17 protein-coding genes and 4 pseudogenes are annotated in these 25,111 nt (G+C 66.2%); 7 read left to right on the top strand and 14 right to left on the bottom strand.

The genetic code is table 11. The annotated features are described in order from the left end of the window. The first annotated feature begins 227 nt into the window (after positions 1-227). Together otnI and otnK are read left to right on the top strand one after the other, a co-directional pair. Positions 228-1,010 (top strand): 2-oxo-tetronate isomerase, encoded by a 783-nt coding sequence (gene otnI / locus ACS5PV_RS03370; RefSeq protein ID WP_455393965.1) that lies wholly within the window; start codon positions 228-230, stop codon positions 1,008-1,010. Further along, a complete protein-coding gene (gene otnK, locus ACS5PV_RS03375) occupies positions 1,007-2,275 on the top strand; it encodes a 3-oxo-tetronate kinase (RefSeq protein WP_455393966.1) in 1,269 nt (422 codons plus the stop codon). Before otnI ends, otnK begins: the two co-directional genes overlap by 4 nt. A gap of 33 nt (positions 2,276-2,308) precedes the next feature. On the opposite strand, the gene ACS5PV_RS03380 is transcribed toward otnK, so the two are convergent. The 8 genes and pseudogenes from ACS5PV_RS03380 to ACS5PV_RS03415 all read right to left on the bottom strand — a co-directional run bounded on the left by ACS5PV_RS03380 (position 2,309) and on the right by ACS5PV_RS03415 (position 8,007). Beyond that, on the bottom strand, positions 2,309-2,626 hold the full coding sequence (locus tag ACS5PV_RS03380) for a helix-turn-helix domain-containing protein (RefSeq protein WP_455393967.1): 318 nt from the start codon (positions 2,624-2,626) through the stop codon (positions 2,309-2,311). Continuing rightward, positions 2,623-2,943 (bottom strand): type II toxin-antitoxin system RelE/ParE family toxin, encoded by a 321-nt coding sequence (locus tag ACS5PV_RS03385; protein ID WP_455393968.1) that lies wholly within the window; start codon positions 2,941-2,943, stop codon positions 2,623-2,625. The genes ACS5PV_RS03380 and ACS5PV_RS03385 overlap by 4 nt, the downstream gene beginning before the upstream one ends. 74 nt (positions 2,944-3,017) lie before the next feature. Then, positions 3,018-4,487, bottom strand: a pseudogene (locus tag ACS5PV_RS03390) (ComEC/Rec2 family competence protein); the annotation flags it as partial. A gap of 292 nt (positions 4,488-4,779) precedes the next feature. Further along, complete coding sequence (locus ACS5PV_RS03395; protein ID WP_455393969.1) at positions 4,780-5,499, bottom strand: SH3 domain-containing protein; 720 nt, start codon at positions 5,497-5,499, stop codon at positions 4,780-4,782. 384 nt (positions 5,500-5,883) lie between these two features. Continuing rightward, entirely contained in the window at positions 5,884-6,093 is a 210-nt protein-coding gene (locus ACS5PV_RS03400) for a hypothetical protein (RefSeq protein ID WP_455394465.1), read from the bottom strand. A 445-nt stretch (positions 6,094-6,538) separates the two neighbouring features. Continuing rightward, a pseudogene (locus ACS5PV_RS03405) lies at positions 6,539-6,958 on the bottom strand (relaxase/mobilization nuclease domain-containing protein); the annotation flags it as partial. Then, positions 6,955-7,362, bottom strand: a complete 408-nt coding sequence (locus ACS5PV_RS03410; protein ID WP_455393970.1) for a hypothetical protein — start codon at positions 7,360-7,362, stop codon at positions 6,955-6,957. The pseudogene ACS5PV_RS03405 and the gene ACS5PV_RS03410, both read right to left, overlap by 4 nt. A gap of 36 nt (positions 7,363-7,398) precedes the next feature. Further along, positions 7,399-8,007, bottom strand: coding sequence for a hypothetical protein (locus tag ACS5PV_RS03415; RefSeq protein WP_455393971.1), 609 nt, complete (start codon positions 8,005-8,007; stop codon positions 7,399-7,401). A gap of 844 nt (positions 8,008-8,851) precedes the next feature. Between ACS5PV_RS03415 and ACS5PV_RS03420 the strand changes: the two genes are divergently transcribed. From ACS5PV_RS03420 to gmtX, 3 genes are all read left to right on the top strand, one after another. Next, positions 8,852-10,537 (top strand): hypothetical protein, encoded by a 1,686-nt coding sequence (locus tag ACS5PV_RS03420; protein WP_455393972.1) that lies wholly within the window; start codon positions 8,852-8,854, stop codon positions 10,535-10,537. Positions 10,538-10,541: 4 nt separating this feature from the next. After that, positions 10,542-13,634 (top strand): VPA1269 family protein, encoded by a 3,093-nt coding sequence (locus tag ACS5PV_RS03425; RefSeq protein ID WP_455393973.1) that lies wholly within the window; start codon positions 10,542-10,544, stop codon positions 13,632-13,634. Between the two features lie 66 nt (positions 13,635-13,700). Continuing rightward, a complete protein-coding gene (gmtX, locus tag ACS5PV_RS03430; RefSeq protein ID WP_455393974.1) occupies positions 13,701-14,420 on the top strand; it encodes a gamma-mobile-trio protein GmtX in 720 nt (239 codons plus the stop codon). 351 nt (positions 14,421-14,771) lie between these two features. On the opposite strand, the pseudogene ACS5PV_RS03435 reads toward gmtX, so the two are convergent. Further along, positions 14,772-15,860 (bottom strand): annotated as a pseudogene (locus tag ACS5PV_RS03435) (MFS transporter); the annotation flags it as partial. 1 nt (position 15,861) lies between these two features. On the opposite strand from ACS5PV_RS03435, the pseudogene ACS5PV_RS03440 reads away from it, so the two are divergent. After that, a pseudogene (locus ACS5PV_RS03440) lies at positions 15,862-16,068 on the top strand (arsenical resistance protein ArsH); the annotation flags it as partial. Between the two features lie 8 nt (positions 16,069-16,076). Here ACS5PV_RS03440 and ACS5PV_RS03445 read toward each other — a convergent pair. Further along, on the bottom strand, positions 16,077-16,715 hold the full coding sequence (locus ACS5PV_RS03445; RefSeq protein WP_455393975.1) for a hypothetical protein: 639 nt from the start codon (positions 16,713-16,715) through the stop codon (positions 16,077-16,079). Between the two features lie 371 nt (positions 16,716-17,086). Between ACS5PV_RS03445 and ACS5PV_RS03450 the strand changes: the two genes are divergently transcribed. Beyond that, positions 17,087-17,722 carry a recombinase family protein gene (locus ACS5PV_RS03450; protein ID WP_455393976.1) on the top strand — a complete coding sequence of 212 codons (636 nt, stop codon included), beginning with the start codon at positions 17,087-17,089 and terminating at the stop codon, positions 17,720-17,722. A 483-nt stretch (positions 17,723-18,205) separates the two neighbouring features. Here the strand turns inward: ACS5PV_RS03450 and ACS5PV_RS03455 are convergent, their stop codons facing one another. The 4 genes from ACS5PV_RS03455 to ACS5PV_RS03470 all read right to left on the bottom strand — a co-directional run bounded on the left by ACS5PV_RS03455 (position 18,206) and on the right by ACS5PV_RS03470 (position 25,103). Further along, complete coding sequence (locus tag ACS5PV_RS03455; RefSeq protein WP_455394447.1) at positions 18,206-19,723, bottom strand: E2 ligase fold family C protein; 1,518 nt, start codon at positions 19,721-19,723, stop codon at positions 18,206-18,208. 2 nt (positions 19,724-19,725) lie between these two features. Further along, positions 19,726-20,157 carry a Mov34/MPN/PAD-1 family protein gene (locus ACS5PV_RS03460; RefSeq protein ID WP_455393977.1) on the bottom strand — a complete coding sequence of 144 codons (432 nt, stop codon included), beginning with the start codon at positions 20,155-20,157 and terminating at the stop codon, positions 19,726-19,728. A 50-nt stretch (positions 20,158-20,207) separates the two neighbouring features. Then, complete coding sequence (locus ACS5PV_RS03465) at positions 20,208-21,554, bottom strand: multiubiquitin domain-containing protein (protein WP_455393978.1); 1,347 nt, start codon at positions 21,552-21,554, stop codon at positions 20,208-20,210. A gap of 141 nt (positions 21,555-21,695) precedes the next feature. Continuing rightward, entirely contained in the window at positions 21,696-25,103 is a 3,408-nt protein-coding gene (locus tag ACS5PV_RS03470) for a UvrD-helicase domain-containing protein (protein WP_455393979.1), read from the bottom strand. Between the last annotated feature and the right edge of the window lie 8 nt (positions 25,104-25,111).

Raw genomic sequence — 25,111 nt, forward strand, 5'->3', positions numbered from 1 at the left:
AAGTCGAGAACCCGGGATCCATAACCGTCGACGTTGCAGCGCACGGCGAAGACCGTTCCGCTTCATCCTGAACTCTCAGCGGTTATGGATCCCAGGTTCCGCTTCGCGGCCCCGGGATGACGCGGAGGGTGAGGCCATGTGAGCGCCCGGTCGGCCAACCCGGATCATCGATCGGGCTCAGCCCGCCAGGGCACCGGCGCCAGCGCGCCACTCAAGGGAGGACGTTCATGCCGCGCTTTGCCGCGAACCTGACCCTGATGTTCACTGAAGTCCCGTTCCTCGACCGCTTCGCGCAGGCCGCCGAGGCCGGGTTCGAGGCGGTCGAGTTCCTGTTTCCCTATGAGCATCCGCCGGAGGTCGTCGGCGAGCGGCTGCGGGCGCACGGCCTGACCCAGGCCCTGTTCAACCTGCCGCCCGGCGACTGGGCGGCGGGCGAGCGCGGCCTCGCGGCCCTGCCCGATCGGTTCGAGGAGCTGAAGGACGGCGTCGAGACGGCGCTCCCTTACGCCCGCGCGACGGGCGTGCAGCGCCTGCACCTGATGGCCGGCATGGCCGACCGGGCCGACACCAAGGCGCAGGATTCCTACCGCCGCGCCGTCGCCTGGACGGCTGAGCGCTTAGGGAAGGAAGGCCTCGACCTCGTCCTCGAGCCGATCAACGCCCGCAACATGCCGGGCTACTTCCTCAACGATTTTGCTTACGCCGCCGACCTGATCCGCGAGCTGGCGCTGCCGAACCTCAAGCTCCAGTTCGACCTCTACCATTGCCAGATCCTGCACGGCGACGTGACCATGCGGTTGCGCGCCCTGATGCCGATCGTCGGCCACGTCCAGACCGCGAGCGTGCCCGAGCGGCACGAGCCCGGCAGCGGCGAGATGAACGACGCCTTCCTGTTCGCCGAGCTCGACCGGCTCGGCTACGACGGCTTCATCGGCTGCGAGTACAACCCGCGGGCCGGCACGCGCGAGGGCCTGGGCTGGTTCACCCCCTACAAGGGAGCACGGGCATGACCCTGGCGCTGGGCTGCATCGCCGACGACTATACCGGCGCCTCCGACCTCGCCAACACGCTCACCAAGGCGGGCCTGCGCACGGTCCAGACCATCGGGGTGCCGGCGGACGATCTCGTCCTGCCCGAGGTCGACGCCGTGGTGGTCTCGCTCAAGAGCCGGTCGATCCCCGCCGGCGAGGCGGTGGCGCGCTCGCGCGAGGCCGCCGCGTGGCTGAACGCGAGGGGCGCCGGCCACCTGCTGTTCAAGGTCTGCTCGACCTTCGATTCGACCGATGCCGGCAATATCGGCCCGGTGACCGACGCCTTGCGTACGGATGCCGGCGAGGCGATCGCGCTCGTCACCCCGGCCTTTCCGGAGACGGCGCGCACGGTCTATCTCGGCCACCTCTTCGTCGGCGCGGTGCCGCTCAATGAGAGCCCACTGAAGGACCACCCGCTCAACCCGATGCGGGATTCGAACCTCGTGCGGGTGCTGGCGCGCCAGAGCCGGGCGGGGGTGGGCCTGATCGACCTCGCGACGGTGGCGCGGGGCGCCGACGCCGTGAGCGCCCGCCTCGATGCGCTCGCCCGCGAGGGCAAGGGCGCGGCCATCGCCGACGCGGCGCTCGACCCCGACCTCACGGTCCTGGGCGAGGCCGCCCTGACCCGAAAAATCTCGACCGGCGCCTCGGGCTTGGGGTTGGGCCTCGCCCGGGCCCTGGTCTCGACCGGCCGGGTGACGCCCGCCGCGGCGGATTCCGACCTCGGCGGGCCGATCGGCGGCCCGGCGGCGTGCCTCGCCGGCAGCTGCTCGCAGGCGACGCTCGGGCAGATCGCCCGCGCCGAGGCGGCGATGCCGGTGCGCCGCCTCGATCCGGCCCGGCTGCTCGCCGGCGAGGACGAGGCCGGCGCGGCCTTGGCTTGGGCGATGGAGCGGATCGGCGACGGACCGGTGCTGATCGCCAGCAGCGCCGGCCCGGAGGAGGTGGCGGCGGTCCAGGCCAAGTACGGCCGCGACGAGGCCGGCCACGCCATCGAGGCCGCGATGGCGCGGATCGCCGAGGGGCTGGTCGCCCACGGCGTGCGCCGGCTGGTGGTGGCGGGCGGCGAGACCTCCGGCGCCGTGGTCGACCGCCTCGGGCTGCCGGCCTTCCGCGTCGGCCCCGAGATCGCCGCCGGCGTGCCGGTCCTGCGCACCACCGACCGGGACATGTGGCTGGCGCTGAAATCCGGCAATTTCGGCGGGCCTGACTTCTTCGCCGACGCGCTGAAGCTGATGCCGTAGGATCGTCGCGCGACCCGGCCGGATTCCGTCCGGTCAGGTCGCGCGGGTTTCGGGGCGGCGGGGCTGCATCACCAGCTTCACCTCCAGGTCGCCGTCCAGCGTCTCCAGGATGGTCATCAGCCGGTCGAGGGTAAAGCGTCGCAGCTGCGCATTGCGGATGCGGGAGAACTCGCTGTGCGCCACGCCGGTCGCCGCCTCGGCGGCGCGGGTAGTGAGGCCGCGCGCGTCGAGCGTCCGGGCGATCTGCGCGGCGACCAGGGCGCGCGCCTGTTCGAGATCCGGATGCGGCCGCTTCAGGTCGCGGTAGACGTTGCCGCTCCCATGGATGAGGTCGAGATCGTCGTTGCTCATCGTAAGGCCTCCTGCACTCTCTTCAGGCGCTCCTTGATCCGATCGACATCCATCTGAGGGGTCTTGATCCCTCTGGTCGACTTCTTCTGGAACGCGTCGATGACCCAGATCGCATCGGCGATCTGGACAGCGTAGATCGATCGGTAAGCGTCACCGCGGTGTCGGATCGCTATCTCGAAGACGCCGCCTCCGACACCTTTGAACGGCTTCGCCGTGAGGGGCATCGCACCGTCGGCCGCGAGGGTCAGCGCGTCGAGGATTTCATCCTGTACAGCGGCGGGAAACGCCTCGAACGCCTTCAGCGCCCCTTCACCCACGAGATCGACCGCGTCTTGAGCATGAACGCGACGATGACAATTTTGTCAACTTTCCGCAAGGGAACATCGCGCCTTCACGGCTCTCCCTGCCCCTCCGTCTCCTCCCCCTCCGGCGCAGCCGGCGGCACCGGCTGGGGCGCCGCGTTCGGCACCGGCGCGACGGATGCCGGCGGCACGGGCGCGGTCACGACCGGCGCCGGCCGCCACGGCCGCGTCTCTCCCGGCCGCTTGGCGGTCTCGACCACCGGACCGTCCGCGGTGAAGCGCAGGGTCGTCGACCCGTGCGCCGCCAGGAACGTCTTGTCGAGGATGTGGGCCGCGGCGCAGCCCGGCGGCGCCTCCAGCCGGCTCACCACCACGGTCGCGCGGGCGCAATCCTCCGAAAAGGCGCGCTTGTCGCGCACCAGCGCCACGCTGACGCCCCGGGGCCCGTGGCCGACGCAGCCGAGCTTGTCGCAGCGGGCGCCGGTGGTCAGCCCGGGATCGTCGCGGGAGCGGCCGTCGCCGTCGGCCTTGAGCCACTGCTCCAGCACGAAGGCGGGGGGACGCCCCAGCACCACGAGGCGCCCGTCGGCCCCGCGCAGGGCCGCGCCGCCGCCCTCGCGGTCGACGTAGAGGTCGCGGCGCTCCGGCGAGGCCGCGAGCGCGAGGCCGACGAGGCCGGGGACGAGGCCGAGCCAGCGCAGGCGGGAGACCGGCAGCACCAGGAGCAGCAGCGCCACGCTCATCAGGCCGAGCGCGCCCGGGCCGAAGGCCGGCAGCACGACGGTCGCCCGGTCGAAGCCCTGGATCCAGGCCGAGATGTCGAGCATGCCGCGCACGGCCAGCCCCATCGCCCACCAGACCGGCCGGTCGAGGGCGAAGGGATAGGCCAGGATGCCAAGTACCGCCGAAGGCATCACCACCAGCGAGACGAGCGGCAGGGTGAGCGCGTTGCCGACGAGGCCGAAGGGCTGCACGGTCTGGAAGTGGTAGGTGGCGAAGGGCGCGGTGGCGATTTGCGCCACGAGCGTCGTGGCCAGCGTGCCGACCGCCGTGGCGAGGCCCCAGGCCAGCGCCCGGGTGACCGGCCCGGCGCCCTCCGGGTTCCACAGCCGCCCCTCGATCACCTTCGCGCAGGCGACGAGCCCGGCCACCGCGCCGAACGACATCTGGAAGCTCGGGCCGAGCAGCCCTTCCGGCTCGCGGGCGAGCGAGATCAGGGCGGCGAGCGCCAGGTTGCGCAGGCTGAGCGCCGGCCGGTCGACCAGGATCGCGCCGAGCATCACGAGCGTCATCACCAGCGAGCGCTCGGCCGCGAGGTCCCAGCCCGAGAAGGCGCAGTAGCCGGTGACGCCCATCATCGCGAAGGCGGCGGCGATCTTCTTGATCGGCCAGGAGAGCGCCAGGCCGGGCACGAGGGCCAGGAGCGCCCGGGCGAGCCAGAACACCACGCCGGCGGCCAGCACCATGTGGAGGCCCGAGATCGAGACCACAACTATTCCAGTAAGCCGGCAAGCTGGCGAGCCAACCGCGTCCAAGCGTGAGAACCGTCCGGACGGCAAGAGACCGAAGCCGGTGATCCGACGCGCGACGTCAGGCGGGGACCACTGTGTCCGGCCGCCAGCCGCGAATGGCCACGGAGCTGATTTCCCTGTCGATGGTCGATGCCGTAAGGCAGTTCAGTTCGGCCTGCTCGCCAGCGGCGGCCTCCAGGTTGCGCCGATTAAGCCAGGCTGATTATCGATCATGTCCAGCCGCAGGGCCGTGACGTCGAGGGCTCCGCGCCGCAGGGCGATCACGTCCGGTCGTTCATGCCGACCGCCGGACGATGTCCCCGACGTGGCATGCGCGTCGTCAATGGCTCGCCCGGTACTCCGCCACCATCTCCGGGGTGACGTCTTTCGCGTAGCAGAGGGGCGCGTAACCGCCGGGCCGGACGTAAGCGGCCCGGCGGCCGCAGGAGGAGCCGTTGCGGGCGCTCTGGTAGGGACAGGCGCAGGGACCCGGGTATGCCGCGATTGAATCCGCAATCAGGATCTTCGCGATTTCCGCCGAGGACAGCTTGGGGGTGACCGTGGCCGGTTTGGGCTGCTCCTTCGCCTCCTGCACCAGGGGCTCCGCCCGGAGCCTCTTGGCCTGGATCCACCCTTCACGCTGCGTCGGCCGATGCCGAACGCGGATCCATTCCTCGCCGCGTTCCAGCACCTCGACGGGCTGACCGGACCCGTAGCGGTCGACGACCTTGCCTTGGGCGCTCGGCTCGGCACGCAACGCGACCTTGCGTCCGGAAACGAACAGCGTCTCGGTGGCTGGTGGCTTGGCGGCGGCCGGGGAGACGGGGGGCTCGACCGCGGGCTGCGGGCTCGGCCTGTCGCGGGCCTCCACGGGCACTTGGGCAAGGCCCACCGGCGCCGAGCCGGGCTGCAACGAGGCATAGGACGTCGGCGGATCCAGACGCGGCTTCGTCGGGCCGGAGAAGGCCCCGAACAGGAGCAGCGGCCCACCGACGACGAGGATGAGTGCGAGAGGTAAGCCACCTCCGCCCTTGGAGGATCTGCGCCCGCGCTGCGGCATGTGACGACCTCGGAAGCCCAGCGCAAAGGTTGCCGAGGCGTGGCGTATGGTCAACCGGGCCGTGTAGGTTTGAACCGGGACTTTCCTCGGTCCCGCACCCGGCTGATCCCCGGCCACTAACGGACCAGCGGTCGGGTTCGGCTGGCAAGGAATGGAAGGGGTTAGGCTGGACGGCTCCGGATCATCGCTACCGGGGCTACCGCCGGGCACTCCCTTATCTCAGGGGAACGCCCCAAATGTCGGTCTTCCCCCACAGCCTCCAGGCACGCTCCTTCTCGTACGCGTTCCATTCCTCGATCCGGGCGACCGCCTCGCGGGCGCGCTCGGCCGCGGCCAGATAGGCGGCCGACGACCGGTCGAGCTTGGATAGGCGTCGCCGGAAGGCTAGGGCCCGAGCCTGCGGAAAATCTCGGAGACGTCCGAGCGCAGCGCCCGCACTTGCGCCGTCACGTCGGCCGTCGCCTCCGTCAGGTCGGCCAGCGCCTCGATCAGGTCGTCGAACGCCGCGCCCCCCTCCGGGTCCCCCGACGCCAGGCCCGACACGATCACGTGCATCAGCCGTTCCATCGCGTCGAGGCGCTGCGCGAGTTCCATTCCGTCCATCTCCAGTCCCTTCCAGTGTGATCCCTTGCACGCGGCCCCGCACCTCCGCGGCCGTGATCCGTCTTCCCTCGAACTGTCGCGCCGCGGCCCCGATGACCCGCGTCGCCAAGCGAGCGGTCCCGCTGCCATCGATGATGACAGGCCCCTTCCGGCCTTGGCGAAGGTCCAGCCCCCGGGCCCGCAGGGCCGCGATGAATCCCGCGGCGTTGGCGCTCGCGCGCCAGGCAGCGAGCGCCATGAACCGCACCTCGTCCAGCGGGATGCCGGTGCGCTCCTGGATCAGCCGTTCCGCCGGTGATGTCGCCGCGACCGGGCGGGCCGCCCTTGTGGCGCCATGAGCGACGAGCCAATCCGCCACGTCGAGCCGACCGTCCGCACGCAGGTTGCGAGCGATGGCTCGGGCGTGCTTCGACGCCACCGGCGATAGGCCAGCCTCAAATTCAACGATGCGGCTGACCTTCTCGCGCCGTGCGTAATCGCAAAACAGGTTGACGACGCCGCCTGTCGGACGCACGAGGCCGTAGACCCTGTGCTCGTGCGTCCGACCGCTCTTGACGTGCACGACCCCGCAATACGGCTGGTCCCCGAGCCCGAACTCGACCTCGAACTGCGCCCACCACCGCGCCCGGGCGGCTGCCCCGTCGCGTATCCCGGGATCGGGATCGAGATGGACATGGTACAGCGGCCGGTGGGTCCGGCCGGCCGCCGAAACGGCCACCAGCTCGCGGATCTGTGCGGCGAGCCCGGGCGAGCCGAGGCCGCGCGCCGGGATGACGACCACGCTGTCGTTTTCCGTCTTGAGGAGGTGGTTGGCGAGCGCGTCCCCGCCCCGTCCCCGCACGGCGCCGGATATCATCGCCGCGAATGCTTCATCAAAATAGGGATCAGCAACGCGCGCGATCGCTCCAGGCCGGCCTTGGCAGCCCGTGTGTCGCTGAGCGCGATCGCCGCGTTCACGGACGCGAGTTCGCGGACCGCGGCGGCGATCGCCACTGTCTCCTCGCGCGGCGGCGAAGGCAGCGGAGGCTGGTTGCGGCGGCCAGCCTCCGCCCCGATATTGCACTGCGCCGCGAGCTGGGCCCTGATCCACGCGCCAACGGTGATGCCGTCCCGACGGGCCGCCGCTACAACCGCGTCATGCAGCTCTTGGGTCATCCGAATGCCGGTTCGGACTTCGAGCGGCCGCTCGCTCCGCGGCCGGCCGGCGGTACGCTTCACGGGGACGGACAGCTCGGCGGCAATGTCTTCGATGTCGCTCAAGTTGGGCTCCATGGGATTTCGACGAACGACGTCGGCTCAGTGGGATTTCGGGATCGGGGGGGCAGCCTCCTCCGGCGCCTGTGCCAGGCTGGAACCGTCACCGCTCTCCCGGCGACGGCGACGGGCGGCACGTTCACGCGCCGCCTCCCGTCGCCGTGCAAGCGCGTCAGCGACTTCCTCCGGGACGTTGAGCGGGGCGGGTATGGGCTGGCGCAGGAGGCGCGCCTGCGCGATGCGGGCATCGAGGCGCCGCAGGGCGACCTCCCATGTGTCGAGATCGTGCGTCATCTCCCGGCGGACGATGTCGCGCTCGATGTCCTCGTCGGCGTCTGGCTGGGCTCGCCAGGGCGGGAGGTCCGCGAGGCGGCGGGCGCGCTGCCAAGCCCAGACGTCAGGCCCCATCGCCGCCACGAGCGGGACGATGTCCTCCTCGCGGGCGCCGTCGAACGTGCCGGCGGCGAGCCGCCGCGCGTAATCGCGTGTCGCCGTCGCGAGCGACAGTATCCGCAACCCGCGCGATGTGCGTTGGGCGCCTCGGGAAGGTTCACCGATGAGCGATCCGGCTTTCCTGGTTATAGGCGGTGGATCCTGCGCGTATTTTTGGCTGACAAAATTTAGAGCAAATTTTAAATATCGGCTTAGCATTTTAAGAGCATCTCCGAATCCATGGCAGAGAGCCCTCTTTATGCATCCGGTGAGCCAATAACTCTATTTGCGCGCTCGCTTTGTCTATTGCTGATTTTGTTGTATGCGCGGATCACAACCGAGGATAGATGTCGATCTGAAATTTCCCGTACCGGGATCTGAGGTGGCCACCCCTAGTGAATTACGCAGCTGGAACGAAGACGAATCGGTGAGCTTGTTAGACCAAGCAACCCAGCAAGACTGATTCGTGTCCATGATAGGCTGTCAAAAAGAATTTACGCGTGACAGCAATGGATTAATTGCCGCTCGCTGAAATTCGAAGATGGATGCCTCGACTTGGACGAAGAGGGCGGTATGGGGAACATCTTGGCTCCACATGGAGCCCCACGATGTTCGACGCCTTTTTCCGCTTTCTTGGGCTGGCGCCCCGTCCGCACCTACCCAGCCGCGTCGCGGCAGCCGCCCCGACGGCCAGGCCCCCACGCCCGTCCGCCGGGGTAAGGCCGCCATCCAGTTGTTCGACACCCGCCGTGCGTGACACGATCCCCGGCGCGCCCAACCCGGGCGTCGTTGAGCCAGCCATTGCCGTCGCCGGAGGCGACGTCAAACTGCCGCCGGCTTCGCCGTCGTCACGAGGGCTGCCGCCCGTCGACCCGCAACCGAGCGCGTGTGGCACGCGAGAGCTTGAGGCCCGACCCGCCGCGTCGCTGGCCCCCAGGAAGGCCAGAGCCCCCCGCCGGCACAAGTCCGTGGATCCGAAGCCATAGCTGCGTCCGCCGTTGCGACGGTCGTTCCGCGTCACGCGGAACGACCTCATTCACCACCCGAGAGAAAAGGCCCCCTCATGGCGAGCGTGACCCGGCGCATGGGCCCGGAGCGACAACGGTTTCCGAACGGTCACGAGGCGACGGTCGTGCCGGAGGGACCGGCGTCCGACGCGGCGGACGCCCTCTGGCGGATGATCCCGGCGGCGGCGATGCACGTACCCTACCCCAGGTACCACACCACTCTCGTGCTGCATGTCGCCGGCATGCCGAAGGGCTGGAGCGCCCGCGCGCTGTTGCTCCGTCGCGTCGAGGACGACGGAGGGGTCGAGGTCTACGGGCCGCTGCTCGATTACATGATGGCCTTCCACTGGCGCTCTCGGACCTGGCAGGACACCGTCGCCAGGGCCGTCGGGCTGTTCTGGGACTACACGCTGTCCTGCGGCCCGGCGACCGCGAGCCGGGCGCACGCCGCGCGCCAGGACATGCTGGACCTGCACTTCCGGATGTTCGTGCTCGCCCTCCAGAACGGCACCATGACGGATGCCGAAGATCCGAGCGGCCTGTTCTGGCCCCGGACGCGGCACCAGCGGGCGATTGGCCTCGCCCGTGCGATCGAGGACTTCGCCCGGTGGCGCAGGGGTGGGACCGCGTCCGCCCCCGGGGCCCCGGGGCGGGACGCATGGTGTGACGCCCTGCCCGATGGCAGCACCACCCTCGGCTTCACGGACATGCTCGTGTGGTTCCGGCTGCGCGAGGTCTCCGTGCTGAAGCACCTCTCGTCCCCCCCGACGCCAAAGCGTCGGCCGTCGGTGTTCGACGCCGATGGGGCTGGCCACGGCCTGGAGCCGGTGAAGTTCTTCCCGCGCGACCATGCCGAACGGCTGTTGTGGGAGGGGCACCTGCGCCCGGGTCGGGAGCGCGAGCCGAACGAGTTCCTGCGCTTCAACGTCCGCGACCAGATGATGGCGCTGCTCGATGGGTGGGGGGGCCTGCGGCGGAGCGAGGGCCTGCATCTGTGGGTCGGGGACGTGACGCAGGACCCGAATTGGCCGGGCCATGCCCTCGTCGTGCTGAATCACCCCGCTCGGGCCCTCGTCGAGGTTCGGGACGGCCTATCCGGCCGCATAGTGAGCCAGTCGCGCGAGGCGGTGCTCGAAAGTCGGTACGGCCTGCGACCCAGGAACCTGGTGAAGCGCGGCCGGTACCACGCCGGCTGGAAGGGGATGGACCTCGACAAGCGCGAGCAGGGCGTCGTGCACTGGATCGACGAGCGCGCCGCCGCGCTCTTCCTCGTCCTCTACCGGGGGTACCTTAGCTTAGTGCGGGGCCCGGCGATGCGCGAGCGCACCATACGCGGCGGGGGCGACCATCCATTCCTGTTCGTCTCGGAAGGCCTCCCCGGGGGCGAGGGGATCGGGGACCCGTACTCGATGCAGGCCTACGAGCGGAACCACAGGGCCGCCGTCCTGAGGATGAAGCTGCCTTACGGCAAGGACCACGGCACGACCACGCACGGGCTGCGGCACATGTATGGGCAGACGCTCGCGGACATGAGGATGCCGGCGCAGGTCATCAAGAAGGGGCTCCACCACCGAAGCTACCTGTCTCAGGCCGTCTACGTCGCCCCGTCCCGGGAGAAGATCGACGAGACCCTGCGCAAGGGCTGGGACAGCATGGTCAGCGGGGAAAAGCCAGAGGTCCAACTCGGCGGCTCGGAGGCCACCCAGGCGATCTATCGGCTCAGCGAACGGGTCAGGGGGTAACCACGTGAAGCAGTACAAGCACGTTCAACTCGCGACCCAGAAGGTTTTGGGTGCGTGGTTCAATCATGACCGGACCCGCTTCGAGATTGTACCGACCGAAAACGAAGCTGACCTCGAAGCGACGGCTAAACGCGTCGAGGAATTGGTGAACAGTCTCAGTGTCAACGACGAACAGCGCTCCGATGCCCTCGTGATAGAAACCCTATCGCAGCTGCTTTCGTTGCACGACGCTGGTAAGCTCCTCTGGCCTATATCCCTCGCATACGGTGGGTCTTGCATCGGTAAAATAAATAAACTAGAATATACGAAATTGTTAATATCAAGATACAATCAACTTAACTCAATCATGGACGAGTTGCTGACTTCCAAGGAAACAAAATATTATAAATACAATAAAAGAGATACTGTGGAACAGGGTCGGAAGACTTGGGTAGCCATGTCAGCTATTACTATGGCCTGCGACCGTAAATTGGACGAGCTGTCAAAGGTTCATAGCGAGCATGTCCGGGCATTCATCGACGTGGCTCGCCGTGATGGAGCCTGGGTCGATTGGCTGAGTTTGAATAATAGAAGAGGTATAAGATTTCTTGCTGCCTATCTCGGGGTGATTAGGAACGATCCCAATTTTGGGTATGGCAGAGCTAATTATGGGAGTTCCGGAAAATCTTTTAAAAGAAATATTGAAGTGTTTGATGCATTACCCCATTTGTCTTGGCTGAAGGATCTTTACAATTCTTACGTTAATGGAAAATATATAATGGGAAAGAATTGGCATGATACGCCACTGCGCCTCATGGGGGATTATTATTCCACTCTGCCCCCTAAATCATGTTTGAGCCCTAGTGTTGCTTTTACCGAAAAGAATTTAAAAGGAATGCTGGCTTTTGCTTCTTCATGGAACACTGTAGGCCAGAGACTGAAAGCTATCAATGGTGTGCAGCATTTTATAAGATGGCACCAGCATTCCCTATATGTCGCTGGAGAGCCAAATATTCAGTTAAATTCTTTAAACATTGAATTTGGTTATTTCATATCAGAGCATAACTCAAAGATAGTAAAATCTCTTGGAGCAGATGTAGATGCTCGGCCAATGCCGACACACTACCATCGTTTATTAAGGCAAATAATATGCGAGAATGACTTTGCATGGCCTAAATCTATTGAAAATAGCAAAGGTGAGCCGACGTATTTTATATCAGTATTTGATGATACGACAGGTCGCCAAAATTTTGTATTTTGCCCTGTCATACCTCGCCTTCTTATGTTGCTGCTGGATGTGCCTATAAGGGCAATCCAAGCTCGTCGACTCGATAGCGGTGAAGGTGACAGTCGGCGTTGGAATGCGGATACCGGGCTTTGGGGTCCGTCGGACGGCAAGCATAATGGGTACTGGGAGCGACAACATCGAGGGCTCAATGCGAAGCGCGGTGTTATTAGGGAGATGTCTAATATTAATGGAAATACCATATCTGGTTTATGGATAAACTCAAACAAGACCCAGGATCGCAAAAATCTTTTCGATGAAACATCTGGCTATGAAATTCCCTGGCAGAACAACGATGTACTATTAAATCTCGATGCCATGCGCACATGGCAAGAAACTTACAACCCAGTGAGAGGGCCGATATCGTTTGCAGAAATCTCAAAAGATATTTTTCCAGAGACGCCTGGAGATAGCATCATCAATAGAATACCGGACAGGTTTTATCTATTCAGATATCCAATAAATACGAAAGGTAGAGGAAGAGAGGCTCCCCCAAGTCATATACAAATTACCAAGTTTTTTCTCTTAGCTATAGCGGAGCTTGAAAAGCGTCTCAACGAAGAGGACCCGGAGAGACCAGTCAAACTGATCACAAGCCACGACCGCGCCGGTAGGCCAACTTCGTCTGTATTTACGGTTCATGGGATGCGGTCTTCGACGTTGACAGGACTTCATCTCGCGGGCGTGCCACTTGAGATCTTGAGCAAAGTGGTGGCAGGCCATGCCTCCATCCTCATGACGCTCAAGTATCTCAAATTCGATCCATTGCACATCAGTCAGGTCCTGAACGAAGCGAGCTTCAAGTCGATTGCGAACGCTCGGGATGAGTTTCCCAACTACCTCAAGAAGGCTAGTTTCGAGCACGCCGTCAGGATGACAGCCAGGCTGACTGACGATGGATTGGCGCAAACATCAGGATCATATTCCGAGCCGTCGTGCTGGACTAAGCTCGACATCGGACTGTGCCCAAACGGTAGCACCCAGTGCCATATCGGGGGGCCGATCTTGGTAAAGAGCAATAAGCATGGCCGGGATGAGAGTGTCTACGCGCCAGTCCCAGGGGGACGTAACTGTGTACGCTGCCGCTTCTTCATCACCGGGCTTCCCTTCCTGATCCCGTTGTGGACTCACGGAATGTCGTTGCTCGCACGGGCCGAGGGGCACGCGCGTCGCGCAGCCGCGAGGGATGAGGAGGTCCGGGCACTGAAGGGCGAGCGCATGGCGGTTTCCGCCTCCGGCAGGCCAGTCCCTCTGGACTTGCGCGATCGGATCGACGTGCGCATGGCGGAAGCCGAAGCCGCCAGGGACAAGCGGGACGAGACGTTCGCGGACTTCCACGCCACGCTCGCCCTCGTCGAGAAGATCCGCGCGATCAGCCCGGAGGCGGGCGAGGGCGCGCTCCCGATGCTGCTTCCCGCGGCGGAGATCCCGTCCATGGTAGGCCGTGAATCGACACGGTTCGAGGTCGCGGATGCGGTCGTGCAGGCCTCGCGCTTCTTCCCGTCCATCGAGACGCCCGAGCTCGAACGCGAACGTGACGCGTTCCTCGACCAGATCCTCTACAGGAACGGCTATGTCCCGATCACGATGGCTCCCCTGACGCCGTCCGAGAAGCAGCGTGCCGCCGATGCGATGAGCGCGATGCTCCTCGTCGAGATCAGGGCGATGGAGACGCAGGATCTCATCGAAGGGCGCAGGCAGCTCGACGATTTCGGGCTCAAGGGGCGCCTTGAGGATGCGTGCCGCCAGGCGATCGGCACGCCGATCGGGCGGCTGGCACTCGCCGGGCCGAGGGACGCGCCCGTCACGATCGACGCCGTCGCGACCGCATGAGGCGCCGGGTCCGGTCCCTAATCGGGGACCGCCCCTAGGAGCGCGACGACACCGGAGAGGATCCGCATGGACAAGCAATCGGCCCCGTTCCTGGAAGCCGTCGAGACCGTCGCCAGCCGCCTGAAGGCTGAGGCGAAGAGCGAGGTGGTGCGCGCGAAGCTCGGCCATCTCGACGAGGCGTGCAGGCAAGTTGTTGTGAAGGCCGGGCAGAGGCCGACCATCCCCCTCGTCTGCAAGGTGTACGCCAGCCTGGTGGTCGACCCGAAGCTCGCGATGGCGGGGCAGTCCATCCGCAACGGTCGCGGCGGGGCGAACCCGTACCGGCAGCTCTACCAAGCTTGGGCGGCGGCGGCGGAAGGCATCCTGAAGGCCGGCAGGAGGAAGGGGCGCACCCGCGAGGTGCCGCACGACGAGATCCTGTCGCAGGACGACCTGGATGGGATCGCCGACATCAACCTGCGGGGGCTCGTCAGGCTCGTCGTGGCGCAGAACCGGGGCTTGCGGACCGAACGCGAGATGCTGAGGCGCGCCCACGGAACGCTGACCGTCAACGCGGGGCCCCGCCTCGATCACGAACCAGGGCGGGGAGAGTGCCGAGATGCGATGGCGATGAACGAGGCAGAGGTTGAAGCAGTCCGCGACTTCATCGACGCGAAGCGGATGAGGGCCCGGGGGCTGAGACGTGCCGATGATGGGGCCATCGAGACAGTGGACGGTCGTCCGCTATCGGATCCCGGCTTCGCTACCGTCCTGGAGAAGATGATCGGCTTCACCCGATCCTCGTGATCCGCGGTTTCACGCCTCTCGTTCGCCCCTTTGTCCGGACCCTCACGCCCTCCATGGTGGGCCCCGGCATTCGATTGGTAGATCTACAAAGCGAAATCCCATATTTTTCAAACACAAGTAGGTTGGTAAGGGGGTAAAGCGGCGATTTTACACCCACCCTCAGATGTACCAGGCACTACCATGGTCTTCGCATGCGTCCTCACCCCAGGACCGTGCTCATGACCCTCAAGGTCAAAGCCCCCACCAGCTTGGCCGTACGGAAGGCTGCTGAGGGTGGGTGGCAGCGGTTCGCTGACCCATGGGCCGAATGTCCGTGTCAGGGGCTGACGCGGACGGTGCGGTGGGATCGAACTACCGCGCCTGCCACAGCGCCCCGACGAGCCCAAGATTGGCCAGGCTCAGGGTAAGCAGCAGCCACCACAGCACCTCCGGACCGGCGTGGGTCAGAACCGCCGCGCCGGCCGGCGGTGCGAGGGCCTGAGCAACCAACCCCGGCCGCGCCAGGCGGCCGACCAGCAGCGGGTAGCGTTCGGCGCCGAACAGGGCCAACGGCACCGTCCCCCGCGCGATCGAGTAAACCCCGTTGCCGCCGCCGTAGAGCACCAGCCAGATCCCGACGCCGGGCAGACCCAGAGCGAGCAGCACAAGGCCTAGGGCGACTAGGATCAGGGCCGCCGTCAGGGTCCAGAGCGGGTGATGCCGGCCCTTGAACGCCATCTCCACGACCCGCGCCCCGACCTGTGCCGGGCCGATCAGCGCCCCGTAGGAGACTGCCGAGGCGAGCGCCACGCCGCGCGTCTGCAGGAGCGTGATCAGGTGGACCGACACCAGGGCCATGATCGCCCCGCCAAGCACCAGCACCCCGGCGAACAGGAGGAACGCCCGCCGTTCATGCCCTGTCAGCGCTCCCGTTGTCGCTTGGTGGGTCGTAGGCGTCGCCGGCAGCGCCAGGGCTCTAGGGATCAGCAGCAGCACCAGCGGCAGCGTGACCAGGAGATGCAGGCCGGCGTAGGCCAAGCACGCCCCCCGCCAGCCAATCTGGGCGACCAGGAACGCCGACAGTGGCCAGCACACGGTACTGGCGAACCCGCCCCACAGGGTCAGGGTCGTGATCGCCGGCCGCGCCTCGGCGCCGTAGAGCCGACCGAGCGTCGCAAAGGCCGGGTCATAGAGCCCGCAGGCCATGCCGAGCCCGAGCAGCAGCCAGCCGGCCAAGTAGACCGGCAGGACCGGCGCCAGCGCCAGCGTGGTCAGGCCGCCCGCCAGCAGCAGCGCCCCCAGGGCGAGGACCGGCCGGCCGCCATGGCGGTGGATCGCGGCGCCGACGTGCGGTGCGGCAGCCGCCGCGACCAGCAGGCCGAGCGTCAGCCCGCCGACCACCCAGGCCAGTGGCCAGCCGGTGCTGTCGGCGACCGGACTGGCGAGCACCGCCGGCAGGTAGGCCTACAAGGAGTTTGACGACGCCGGCCGGATGCATCAGGGGCCGCTCTACGAGCGTGTGGTCGACGTGTGCGAGGAACTGATGAAGTTCACGCTGTTGACCCGTGAGCGGGCTGACTACCTGGTGGACCGCTACAGTGAGCGGAAAGAGCGGGAGCCAGACCGGCTCAAGGCCGTAGCGGTAGATATCGGCTTCGTGAAGCGATAGAATGTCGATCAAGATCGATACGGTCTCCTTCTAATAACCTCAACTTTGACTTCGCGAATGTTTGTTGATCCTCGGCGACTGGTAGGCGTGAACGTACCTTCCCGTATGTCCTTTGATCGTCCAAACACTTGCTGAACTTCTTGATCGTGGATTGGGCGATGCCTGCTCTGCTCCGCCCGTCGAGTGTATCGCTTCGCTTCTCTGCTCAACCGAACTTGCTCAATTTCTTCCGTAGTATTGGGAAGTAATCCAAGATCTTTTGCAATCATCATTTCAATCCATTCTTGCCAGCATTCGATAACAAATCCATATTCTCCTTCATCGTCTTCGTCTGCATCAGAAAAATCGGTATCTTCATTGCAATCACCCGATTTGCCGTCGTCTTCATCCTCTTGAGAAGATGAAGTGATATCAAATCCATGCTCAACAGCAAGATCGACAATTTGTTCGTATGTCCACTCGGCAATTTCAGCTATTTTAGTTGGAGGGATTTTGCCTGTTAATTCAGCGCGAGTGTATGCAAAATATTGCGTAAAAAGCCTGTCGCGCTCTTCAGATATATCGTGTTCCGGAAATTTCTTGTCCTTTAGCTGGTATAGACGGTCAGTTACTTCTTCAAGACTGATCAGTGAAGACGCATAACGCATACGCTGAACCCTTGCATTGGAGATACGACAAGATCATGGTGCCTCCAGATGGGGGTTTTGAAGTGCGTCAAATTGTAATCGTAGACTTATCCACAGCCCATGTACGGTGCGATTGGTGCAGCGTAGAGGGTGATTACAGGCGGTAGACCGCAGTCTGATAGGTGTACATCATGACCAGCCCGCACTGAATTGGCATCCCGCTGAGACACCATTGGACCGCACCCACACTCTCTCTGCATGCTCCATTTTGTCCGCATGGGTAAACCGCAGCGGACACCCGAGTGGGGGGCCAAAACCCTGTCCGCTAGGGTTGTTTTCGGTTTGCGGACATGGCTTTATGTGGACGCCATCTCAGCGGACGATTTTGCCTCATGTCCCAGGTCATCCTCTACGCCCGCGTGAGCACCACGGACCAGACCGCCGTCCATCAGCGGACGCAGGCCGAGGACGCGGGCTTCGCGATCGACGCCGTGGTCGCGGACGAGGGCGTGAGCGGCCTCAGCACCCGGCTCGCCGACCGCCCGCAGGGGCGCCGGCTGTTCGACATGCTCCGGCGGGGCGACGTGCTCGTGGTCCGGTGGGTCGACCGGCTCGGCCGCGACTACCAGGATGTGACCGACACCATCCGGGAGCTGATGCGCCGCGGCGTGGTCGTCCGCACAGTCATCAACGGGCTCGTGTTCGACGGCGCTGCCAGGGACCCGATGCAACAGGCCGTCCGGGATGCGCTCATCGCGTTCATGGGCGCGACAGCGCAGGCTCAGGGCGAGGCGACCAAGGAAGCGCAGCGCGCGGGCATCGCCCACGCGAAGGCCCGGGATGACGCATACCGCGGTCGCAAGCCCAGCTTCACCCGCGTCCATCTCGACACTGTACTCACCCAGCTTGCCCAAGGTGCCAGCGTATCGGCCGTTGCCCGGGACACCGGGCTGAGCCGGCAGACAATCTACCGCATTCAGAGAAACCCGGCGGATGCCGAAGCGATCCTCGCTCGATGGGCGGCCTGAGGCGTCGGTGTATCCGGCGAGCCCTGCGCGGGCGCCCTCCGACGACCCGGTCCCTCCCGCCAAGACGCGTTCCAGGTCGCCCAGGACGCCGTTCGGCTGGGCGTGCGAGGCGCACAGGCGACCGCCGCTTCGGGCAGGCTCGGCCACGGTCTCGCAAAACGATCGGCCAATCAGCGCGATTACCTCTCCGTTGCGTGTCGGGTAGCCGATGGAGCGGGGAGGCCGTCGCGGGAGGGTGTGGCAAGCAGCGCCAGCGCCCAAACCCCGAGGGACAATCACCTTGAGGGGGATTGGCAAAACATCTGCCGAGATGGACCGGAAGCGTGCGCGCGCCCGATGACAGGCGCACGGCGGGCGCACGTTAGCGCTTGGCAGAGTTTTAAACCATCCACGATTGCATCCGAGGGAACATTGCGACATCAGCGATAGCTTTGTTATGCGACGTGACGATCACCGTCAGTCCGGCTCGCACGTGGTACCCGTTCAGGCCACGTACTTGCGCTGGTACGCCTCCACGAAATCTGGATCGCGGCACAGGCACCTGCCCGTCGGATCCTGTGCCATGGGATCGTGGAGGTGTTCTGCAAGCGGCCGGGTCAGGTTCAGGCGCGTGGCAACGGTCGGCGCGGCCGCCATCGCTGACACGTCCTTGACCAGTTCCGCCGCCAGCATGATGCCGGCCAGCGCCGACTGAAATGCCATCGGCACCGTCGCTCGGTCACCCTTGGCGCCGCCCGTGAGACGGAACACTACACCGCCGCACATCGCCCGTCCGTAGAATGTCCGCAGCGGCTGGCCCACGAAGGGCAACAGGGCGTCGAAAGGTACACCCTGCCGTTCGGCGACCGTCGCAATGAAAGCGGCGTCGACCGGCGCCCCCGTCGCGAGCAGGCTGCGCACCTGCATGAAGGCCTCCGGGACGCCGAGCTCACGGGCGACCCGGACATCCTCGTCCTCGACTTTGCCGGCCGGCAGGTAGAGGCAGGCGAGACAAGCCTTGCCGTCTGCGAACCCGTGCCGGGATACCCCCAGGTCGTCCGGTGCCGTCCACGCATTCAGGATGCGACGCGGCAGAGACCCCTGTACCGCTAAGCGGTCCTTCGCTGAATCGAGCGCCACGACGACCCGGTCGAGGCGCCAGTCTCCCCGCTCCTGTATGTACCCATCCCAGCGCAGCTGGTGCGGCACGACGCGAAGCGAGCTCCCCGCCAGCGCCTCGGCGGATGTCTCCACCTTCGGCCGGTCCACGCTGTCCTGCCCCGTCATCACGTAGCGCTGCAGGTTGGAGAGGTCGGCCTCTTCGTGGTCGACGAGATGAAGCTCGCCTGTCAGGCCCGGCAGGCGGGCAAGGGCCCAGACCACGCCGTTCCCGATCGCACCCAGGCCAACGAGATGCGTCTCGCCCATGTCGAGGGGGCCGAGCGCCGGATCACACGCCGACCGGCTGAAGTCGGAGATCGAGAGGGTCAGTTCCGCATCCGGTCGCCCGTCCGCCAGCTGGCCGGCGAACACCGTCCGGAATACGTTGGCAGCGGCGAGGCATGCGGCCGCGCCCGCGCCGAACGGGTTCGTCGAGGTGCCCGACCCAACCGGACCCGCCGTCGAAAGCCTCGCAACCCAGCCCCTCGATCCTGCATGGAATGAGGGAACGTCGAGGCCGGCGGGGGTGTCGCCCACCACCACGCAGCATGTGACCCTCCCCAAGGCCGAAGACAACCCGATCTCCGGGTTGATCGACCGGGCGAGGTCGCACAACGTCGCGCCTGTGTCCGAAGCGGCGGCGTCCAGCGGAAGGATTGCCAGGTCGGGGTAGAGCCGCGCCGTGAGGCGTACCGTGAGATCGAGCGTCGCGCGGCCCTCGGCCGACGCGGCGGCCGCGCCGTCGAAGGCCACGCCGACGACGTGGCTTCCGAGGACCGCCTCGAAAGACGCGAGGTCGAACCCGTTCAGTACCTGCGAGGCTGCGGTGGCCGCCCGGTCGAAGAAGCTTGCGCGTGCCATGTTCACTCCACGATCCGGATCAGGCTTCGCGCCCGGGGCGGCGGCACCACGCGCCACCGCCCTTTCGGGTCGAGCCGGTAGACGGCCGTTGTCTCGACGGTGAAGGGACGAGCCGCGAAGTCGGGCACGACGAGGGACAGGCAGCCCGTCGCGGTCGCGACCGCGTTCTCGTCGTCGGTCCCCGAATGGTAGGCACGCCCTGGATGGCTGTGGATCTGGGCGAACAGCGTCAGCCCTTGCCGGAACAACCAGACGTTCAGGCGGTGGAGCTCCTCCGGGCCTACGACGACGCAGACGCCGTCGCCGGTACGGATGTGGCGCTGCACCGGGATCACGGCTTGGACGACCGTGAAACGGTCCTGCTCCTGGCGGCCGACCCATAGTCCGAGCCCTTCGTGCCCGGCGCGGCCTACCTCCCGCAGGTGCGTTTGCACTTTCTCCACGCACCCGCGTGGGACGACCACCGTCTCGACCTGCGCCAGCCTCATCGCGGGATCGAAGCCGCTTGGATCGCGAACCCCGTCACGGTCTGTCGCAACTCCACCTGCCATTGGTCGATGGGGTTGACCCCGTAGGTCAAGATCTGCTCGACCAAGAAGTGCAAGGATCCACCGCCCGAACCCCGATGGAGAAGCCATGAGTCACCTGTGTGGGCCGGATGCTCGTGGTACTCGCGCACGCCGGGAAGGCAGAGGAAGGGGCGCTCGTTTGGGCCGTGCCAGGCGATCATGGCGACCGGCTGGATCTGGCCCGAGGCGAAGAGACCCTCGAACATCTCCGGCGGCACCCCCGGCATGTGGGGACGCCGAACCATGGCCATGGTCATGTCCGCCGCCCGGAGCGGCTCCCGGGTGAACGGGTCGACGAAGGTCACCGAAGGGGGCTGCAGGTCGTAGTTCGTAAAGTCGATCACGACGGCCCCGACCATGGCGGCAGGCTTGAGGCGCGGCGCCGCGAAGGCCATGAAGACCTGAGGAAACGTCGCGTCGAGCAGTAAGCAGCCGCGGCGCCGGTGCGCGACCTCGTGCTCGCGGAACTGTGCCACTTCCCGCTCGAACTTCGCCCGCGAGACCGTCTCGTCGACGGACTGCATCTCTCCCGCGACACCCGCCTTCAGGCTCAGGAACAACACGGTTCCGGATGCGAACCCCGAATCCCGCACTAGCGTCGCGAGGTCGAGAACGTCGCCCGCCTCCGTCTTCAGCTCCCAGTCTTCCGCCGGCCGGCCGACGTTGTCGGTCTGCTTCAGCGCCTTGTCGCGTACCGCAACGAGGGCGTCGCCGCCGGCCACAACGACCTCCGTCTGCGTGCCGTTCACCACCACCGTCAACGTGACGGTTGCGTCCTGCTCCTTTGGCCGCGATACGAAGCGCTCGATGCCCTTGCGTGTCAGGTCGAACGGCCCGTCCAACGGCACAGGCTCGTCGACACCGCCGACCACCTCCAAGAAGAGCTCGTTCTCCTCCGGTTCCAGGCCCGCGACAGTCATCAGCACGCGGCCGGTGATCGTCGGCGCCCCCCAAAGCATGTCCATGTCGTCCACGAAGACGGGCAGGAGCTCGTCCGTCTTGAACACGAGCACCTTCTCGATGCCCCGCTCGCGCAGGTCCCAGGTCGCGTCGAGGCGCAGATGCTCCGTGCCGCCGCCGGGCAGCATGCCAAGCACCATGAACGCGGTTACCGGACGGTGGCCCGACGCCGACAGGATTTGCCGCGCGGTCGGGACCGGGTCAGGCAACTCGACGCGATGGAAGGAGAGGTGCTCGTCGCCAACGTCGAGCAGGTGGCGTTCCCCACGGCGGTTTTCGGGGGGATCTTCGGACTGTGTCATGGGTGTTCCTCGATCGACGGTGCCTGCGCGGGTCCATCCCGCGCCTTCACAAGGTCAATCGAGCCGGCGAACCTGGACCGGAAACGGCCGCCGCAACTTTTTTCGTGGTCCCGCCGAGCCGGGCCGCCGCCCAGGAATGGATTATCGCGGCAGGGTGCCCGCCGGCACGGGACCGCAGACGAAGTAGTGTGGGCAGCGCGGGCAGGTCCGGTCGTTCGCCTTGCGGGGGAACTCGCCGGCGAGGATGCGCTCCGCGTGGCCTAGCGCCTTCTTCTCACGGTTCGCCACCTTCCGCTCGCCCAGGTCGAGCCGCATCACCATCTCGCCTTCCGGCTCGCTCAGGTGGATGGCCTCTACGCTCGCCCGGCCGCCTAGCCGGCGGCGCGCCGCGATCTCGTAGAGGCCGTAGACGATCCCGTCCTCCTCTTCCGAGCTGCGCCGTCCCGTCCGGACGCGGCGGAACGCGACCCCAGCGCCGTCCCCGCGCACCTCGTCAGGCGTCACGATCACCCGAAGCCCGCCCAGGTCCAGCGTGACGGAAGCCCCGCCGCCGTGGCCGTGGCCCTCACGCGAACGCATCAGCGCCCGGATCAACCCGAGCCCGGCCCGCCGATAATCGTCCGCATAGCCGTTCGCTGTCGGACCCTTCTCAAGCCACGCCTCGTCGAACTTGGCCTCGACCGCGGCCTTGGCAAGATGCCACCGTTCCGGCTCTGCCCGGATCCACCGCATGACCTCGTAGACGACGTCGTGCATGCGGACGTAGTCCGTCGACCTGCGGCCGCCCGCTACGCCAAGCACGTGCGTGTACAGGAAGCGGCGCGGGCACTTGTCGAACAATGCGAACGCTTCCGCCGAGAACTCGGGCGGTGCGCTCCAGGTGATCGGCACCCGACCCGCGTCATCTCCTGCCACCACGTCCCCGAATGGGGCCGCAGCGACCCGACGAAGCCGGGATTCGATGCGGGGAAGGAAGGGAGAGGGCTCCCGCCGGTTGCCGTTCGACTGTCTCGATGCCGCGTAGAGGGTCAGGTGGACCCGCGCGCGAGAGAGTGCGACGAAGAATAGGCACTCCTCCTCCGCGTCGTGGCCAGCCTTCACCGCGTCGATGCCGGTCAGGTGCTCCATCCCGGCGATCATGCCGTCGGGCGGTGGGCAGCGCGGCGTCATGACCTTGGCGGGGATGCTCGTCACGACCATGCCCGGGACGTGGACCGCCTCGAACTCAAGCCCCTTGCTGGCGTGGACCGTCAGGAGGCTCACCGCGTCCATCGCACCCGCTGCAGCCGGCATGTGGCGGAGATCCCGCTCCTCGGACAGCAGCACCAGCCGGCGGACCCGGGCGAGGAGACGCTCGATCGGAAGGCCTCGCCCTTCCGGGAGCGCCCGGCAGAACGCGAGGAACTGCCATAGGGCCACGCCCCTGAGACGGTCGCTCGGCCGGTCGGAGAGAACGAGCCGGCGTAGCAGGTCGGTCCGGTCGAGAAGCAGGCGGGTGAGCACGTGCCAGGGATAGGCGTCCGGTCCGAAACCCTCCAGATCCCCGGCCAAGACGCGCAGGGCATCGGTCGCCCCAGGGGCGACCTCAGGGGCGGTCGAGAGCCATTCCAGCGGGTGCCGGCACCTTGATGCGTGGCCTTGGACCTCGTCGAGGTCCGTCAGCGACATCGCGTAGCGCTCCTCCATGGCCACGCGCGGAAGGCTGGCCGCCTTCTGGTCGACAACCAGCGATAGGAGTGCGAGCAGGTCCCTGACCTCATCGCGCTCGAACAGGTTGCCAAGGAATAGAACCGGGACCTCGCGCTCAGTCAGGGCGGTCGCGATTTCGCCGAGCCGCCTGTTGCCCCGGCAGAGCACCGCCTGGTCACGGAATGGTACGCCAGCCTCGCGGAGTTCTAGGATGCGATCCGCCACGGCGCGGAGCTCGTCCTCGGGATGATCCGCCGTTCGCAACTCAGGCGCGTGGCCGGAGCATCCATTCCGGGCTTCGAGATCGAGCGGCAGCACCCCACGGGAGGCCAGCATCCCATCGGCGAAGGTCGAGAACGCATCGACCACCTCGCCCGTCGACCGGTAGTTCACCTTCAGCGCCCGCACGGTCGCACCGGGGAAGTCGTTGGCGAACTCGGCCATGCTCGCCGACGAGGCGCCGCGGAATCGATAGACGGACTGACGGGAATCGCCGACCGCCCAGAGCCGCTCCCCCGAGCCGGCGAGCGCCTTGAGCAGCCGGACGCTCGCCCGGTTCACGTCTTGGTACTCATCGACGAGAACATGGCGGTGGCGGTCGCGCAGCAGCGCAAGCGCCTCAGGGTCCCGCTCCACAAGCAGGGCTGCTCGCATCACCAGATCGCCGAAATCCAAACGGTCGGTTCGGCGCATCTCCCGATCGTACACCTCGTAGACATCCGCCGCCTCGCAGGCCTTCTCGGCTCTGATGCGGGCGGCCTCGTCGACCGGCGACCTTTCTCTCATAGCCCTCGCGAACGCCCGGTATTCCGGTACGCCGCAGACTTCGTCCTTCGCCCGCGAGATCGCCGACAGGATCTCCGCCACGTCAAGCGTCGGGTCATGCAAGTTCCTGAAATGGCGGAGCGTGAGCCCCGGCAGCAAGTCCTCCAGGAGATCGACCGCGTCGGCCTTGTCCACGAGGCGTGGGTCGTCCGGCAGCTTGTCCCGGTCGTGGAAGCGGCGCAGCAGGTCGAGTCCGAACCCGTGGAAGGTTCCGATCCACATCCCAGCCGCCGCCTCGGGCCACACGGCCGCGACCCGCTCGACGAGCTCTCCCGCCGCCTTGTTGGAAAAAGTCAGGATCAAGAGGTGGCGCGGGTCGACGCCCGTATCGAGGAGATGCCCGATCCTGGCAACGAGCGTACGCGTCTTGCCCGTCCCTGGCCCGGCCTGGAGCAGGCACGGGGACCCCTCGTGTGTCGCCGCGTCGCCCTGGCTGCCGTCGAGATCGGTCGGCCGCTTGGCTGCGGGCTTGACCGCCTCGACTTGCTCTGGCAGCAAGAGCGCGTCGAACAACTGCTCGGCGACGAGCGCGTAGGGCAACTCCATGCGCTCCGCGATGGCATACGCTCCTAGGCCGTCACGTAAGAACAGGTCCCGAACCCTCTCCCGCGGCAGGACGAGTTCGCGGGCAAACAGGTCCGCCTGGAGCTCACGCCGCTCACGGCGGCCGTAATCGACGACCTTTTCGACACCGCTCGCCCCTGCCTCGACCGGGCGGGATGGATCGATCTCGTGGTCGACGATCACGTCGGCCGGCTTGTGCACAACCGCGTGGCCCAGTTCGTGTGCGGCGAGTAGCGCCCTGTCAGCGTCGCCGCCCTGATCGACGCAGATGACAGCGTCGAGTTCGGGATCGTAGAGGCCGCGGCCACAGCGTAGGAGCGGGTCGCCTGGCGCGAGCCACCAAAGATTGGGAACCCGCAATCCAACAGCGGCGGTCACTAGGGCAAGTGGCTGCCAAGGGTTGGCGCCTCCCTCGACGGCCTCCCGGTGGATAGAAGCGGCTTGTCGCCGGATTGTCTCGAACGCGTCCACCGGTTGGC

It is taken from the genome of Methylobacterium sp. Gmos1, assembly GCF_053764715.1.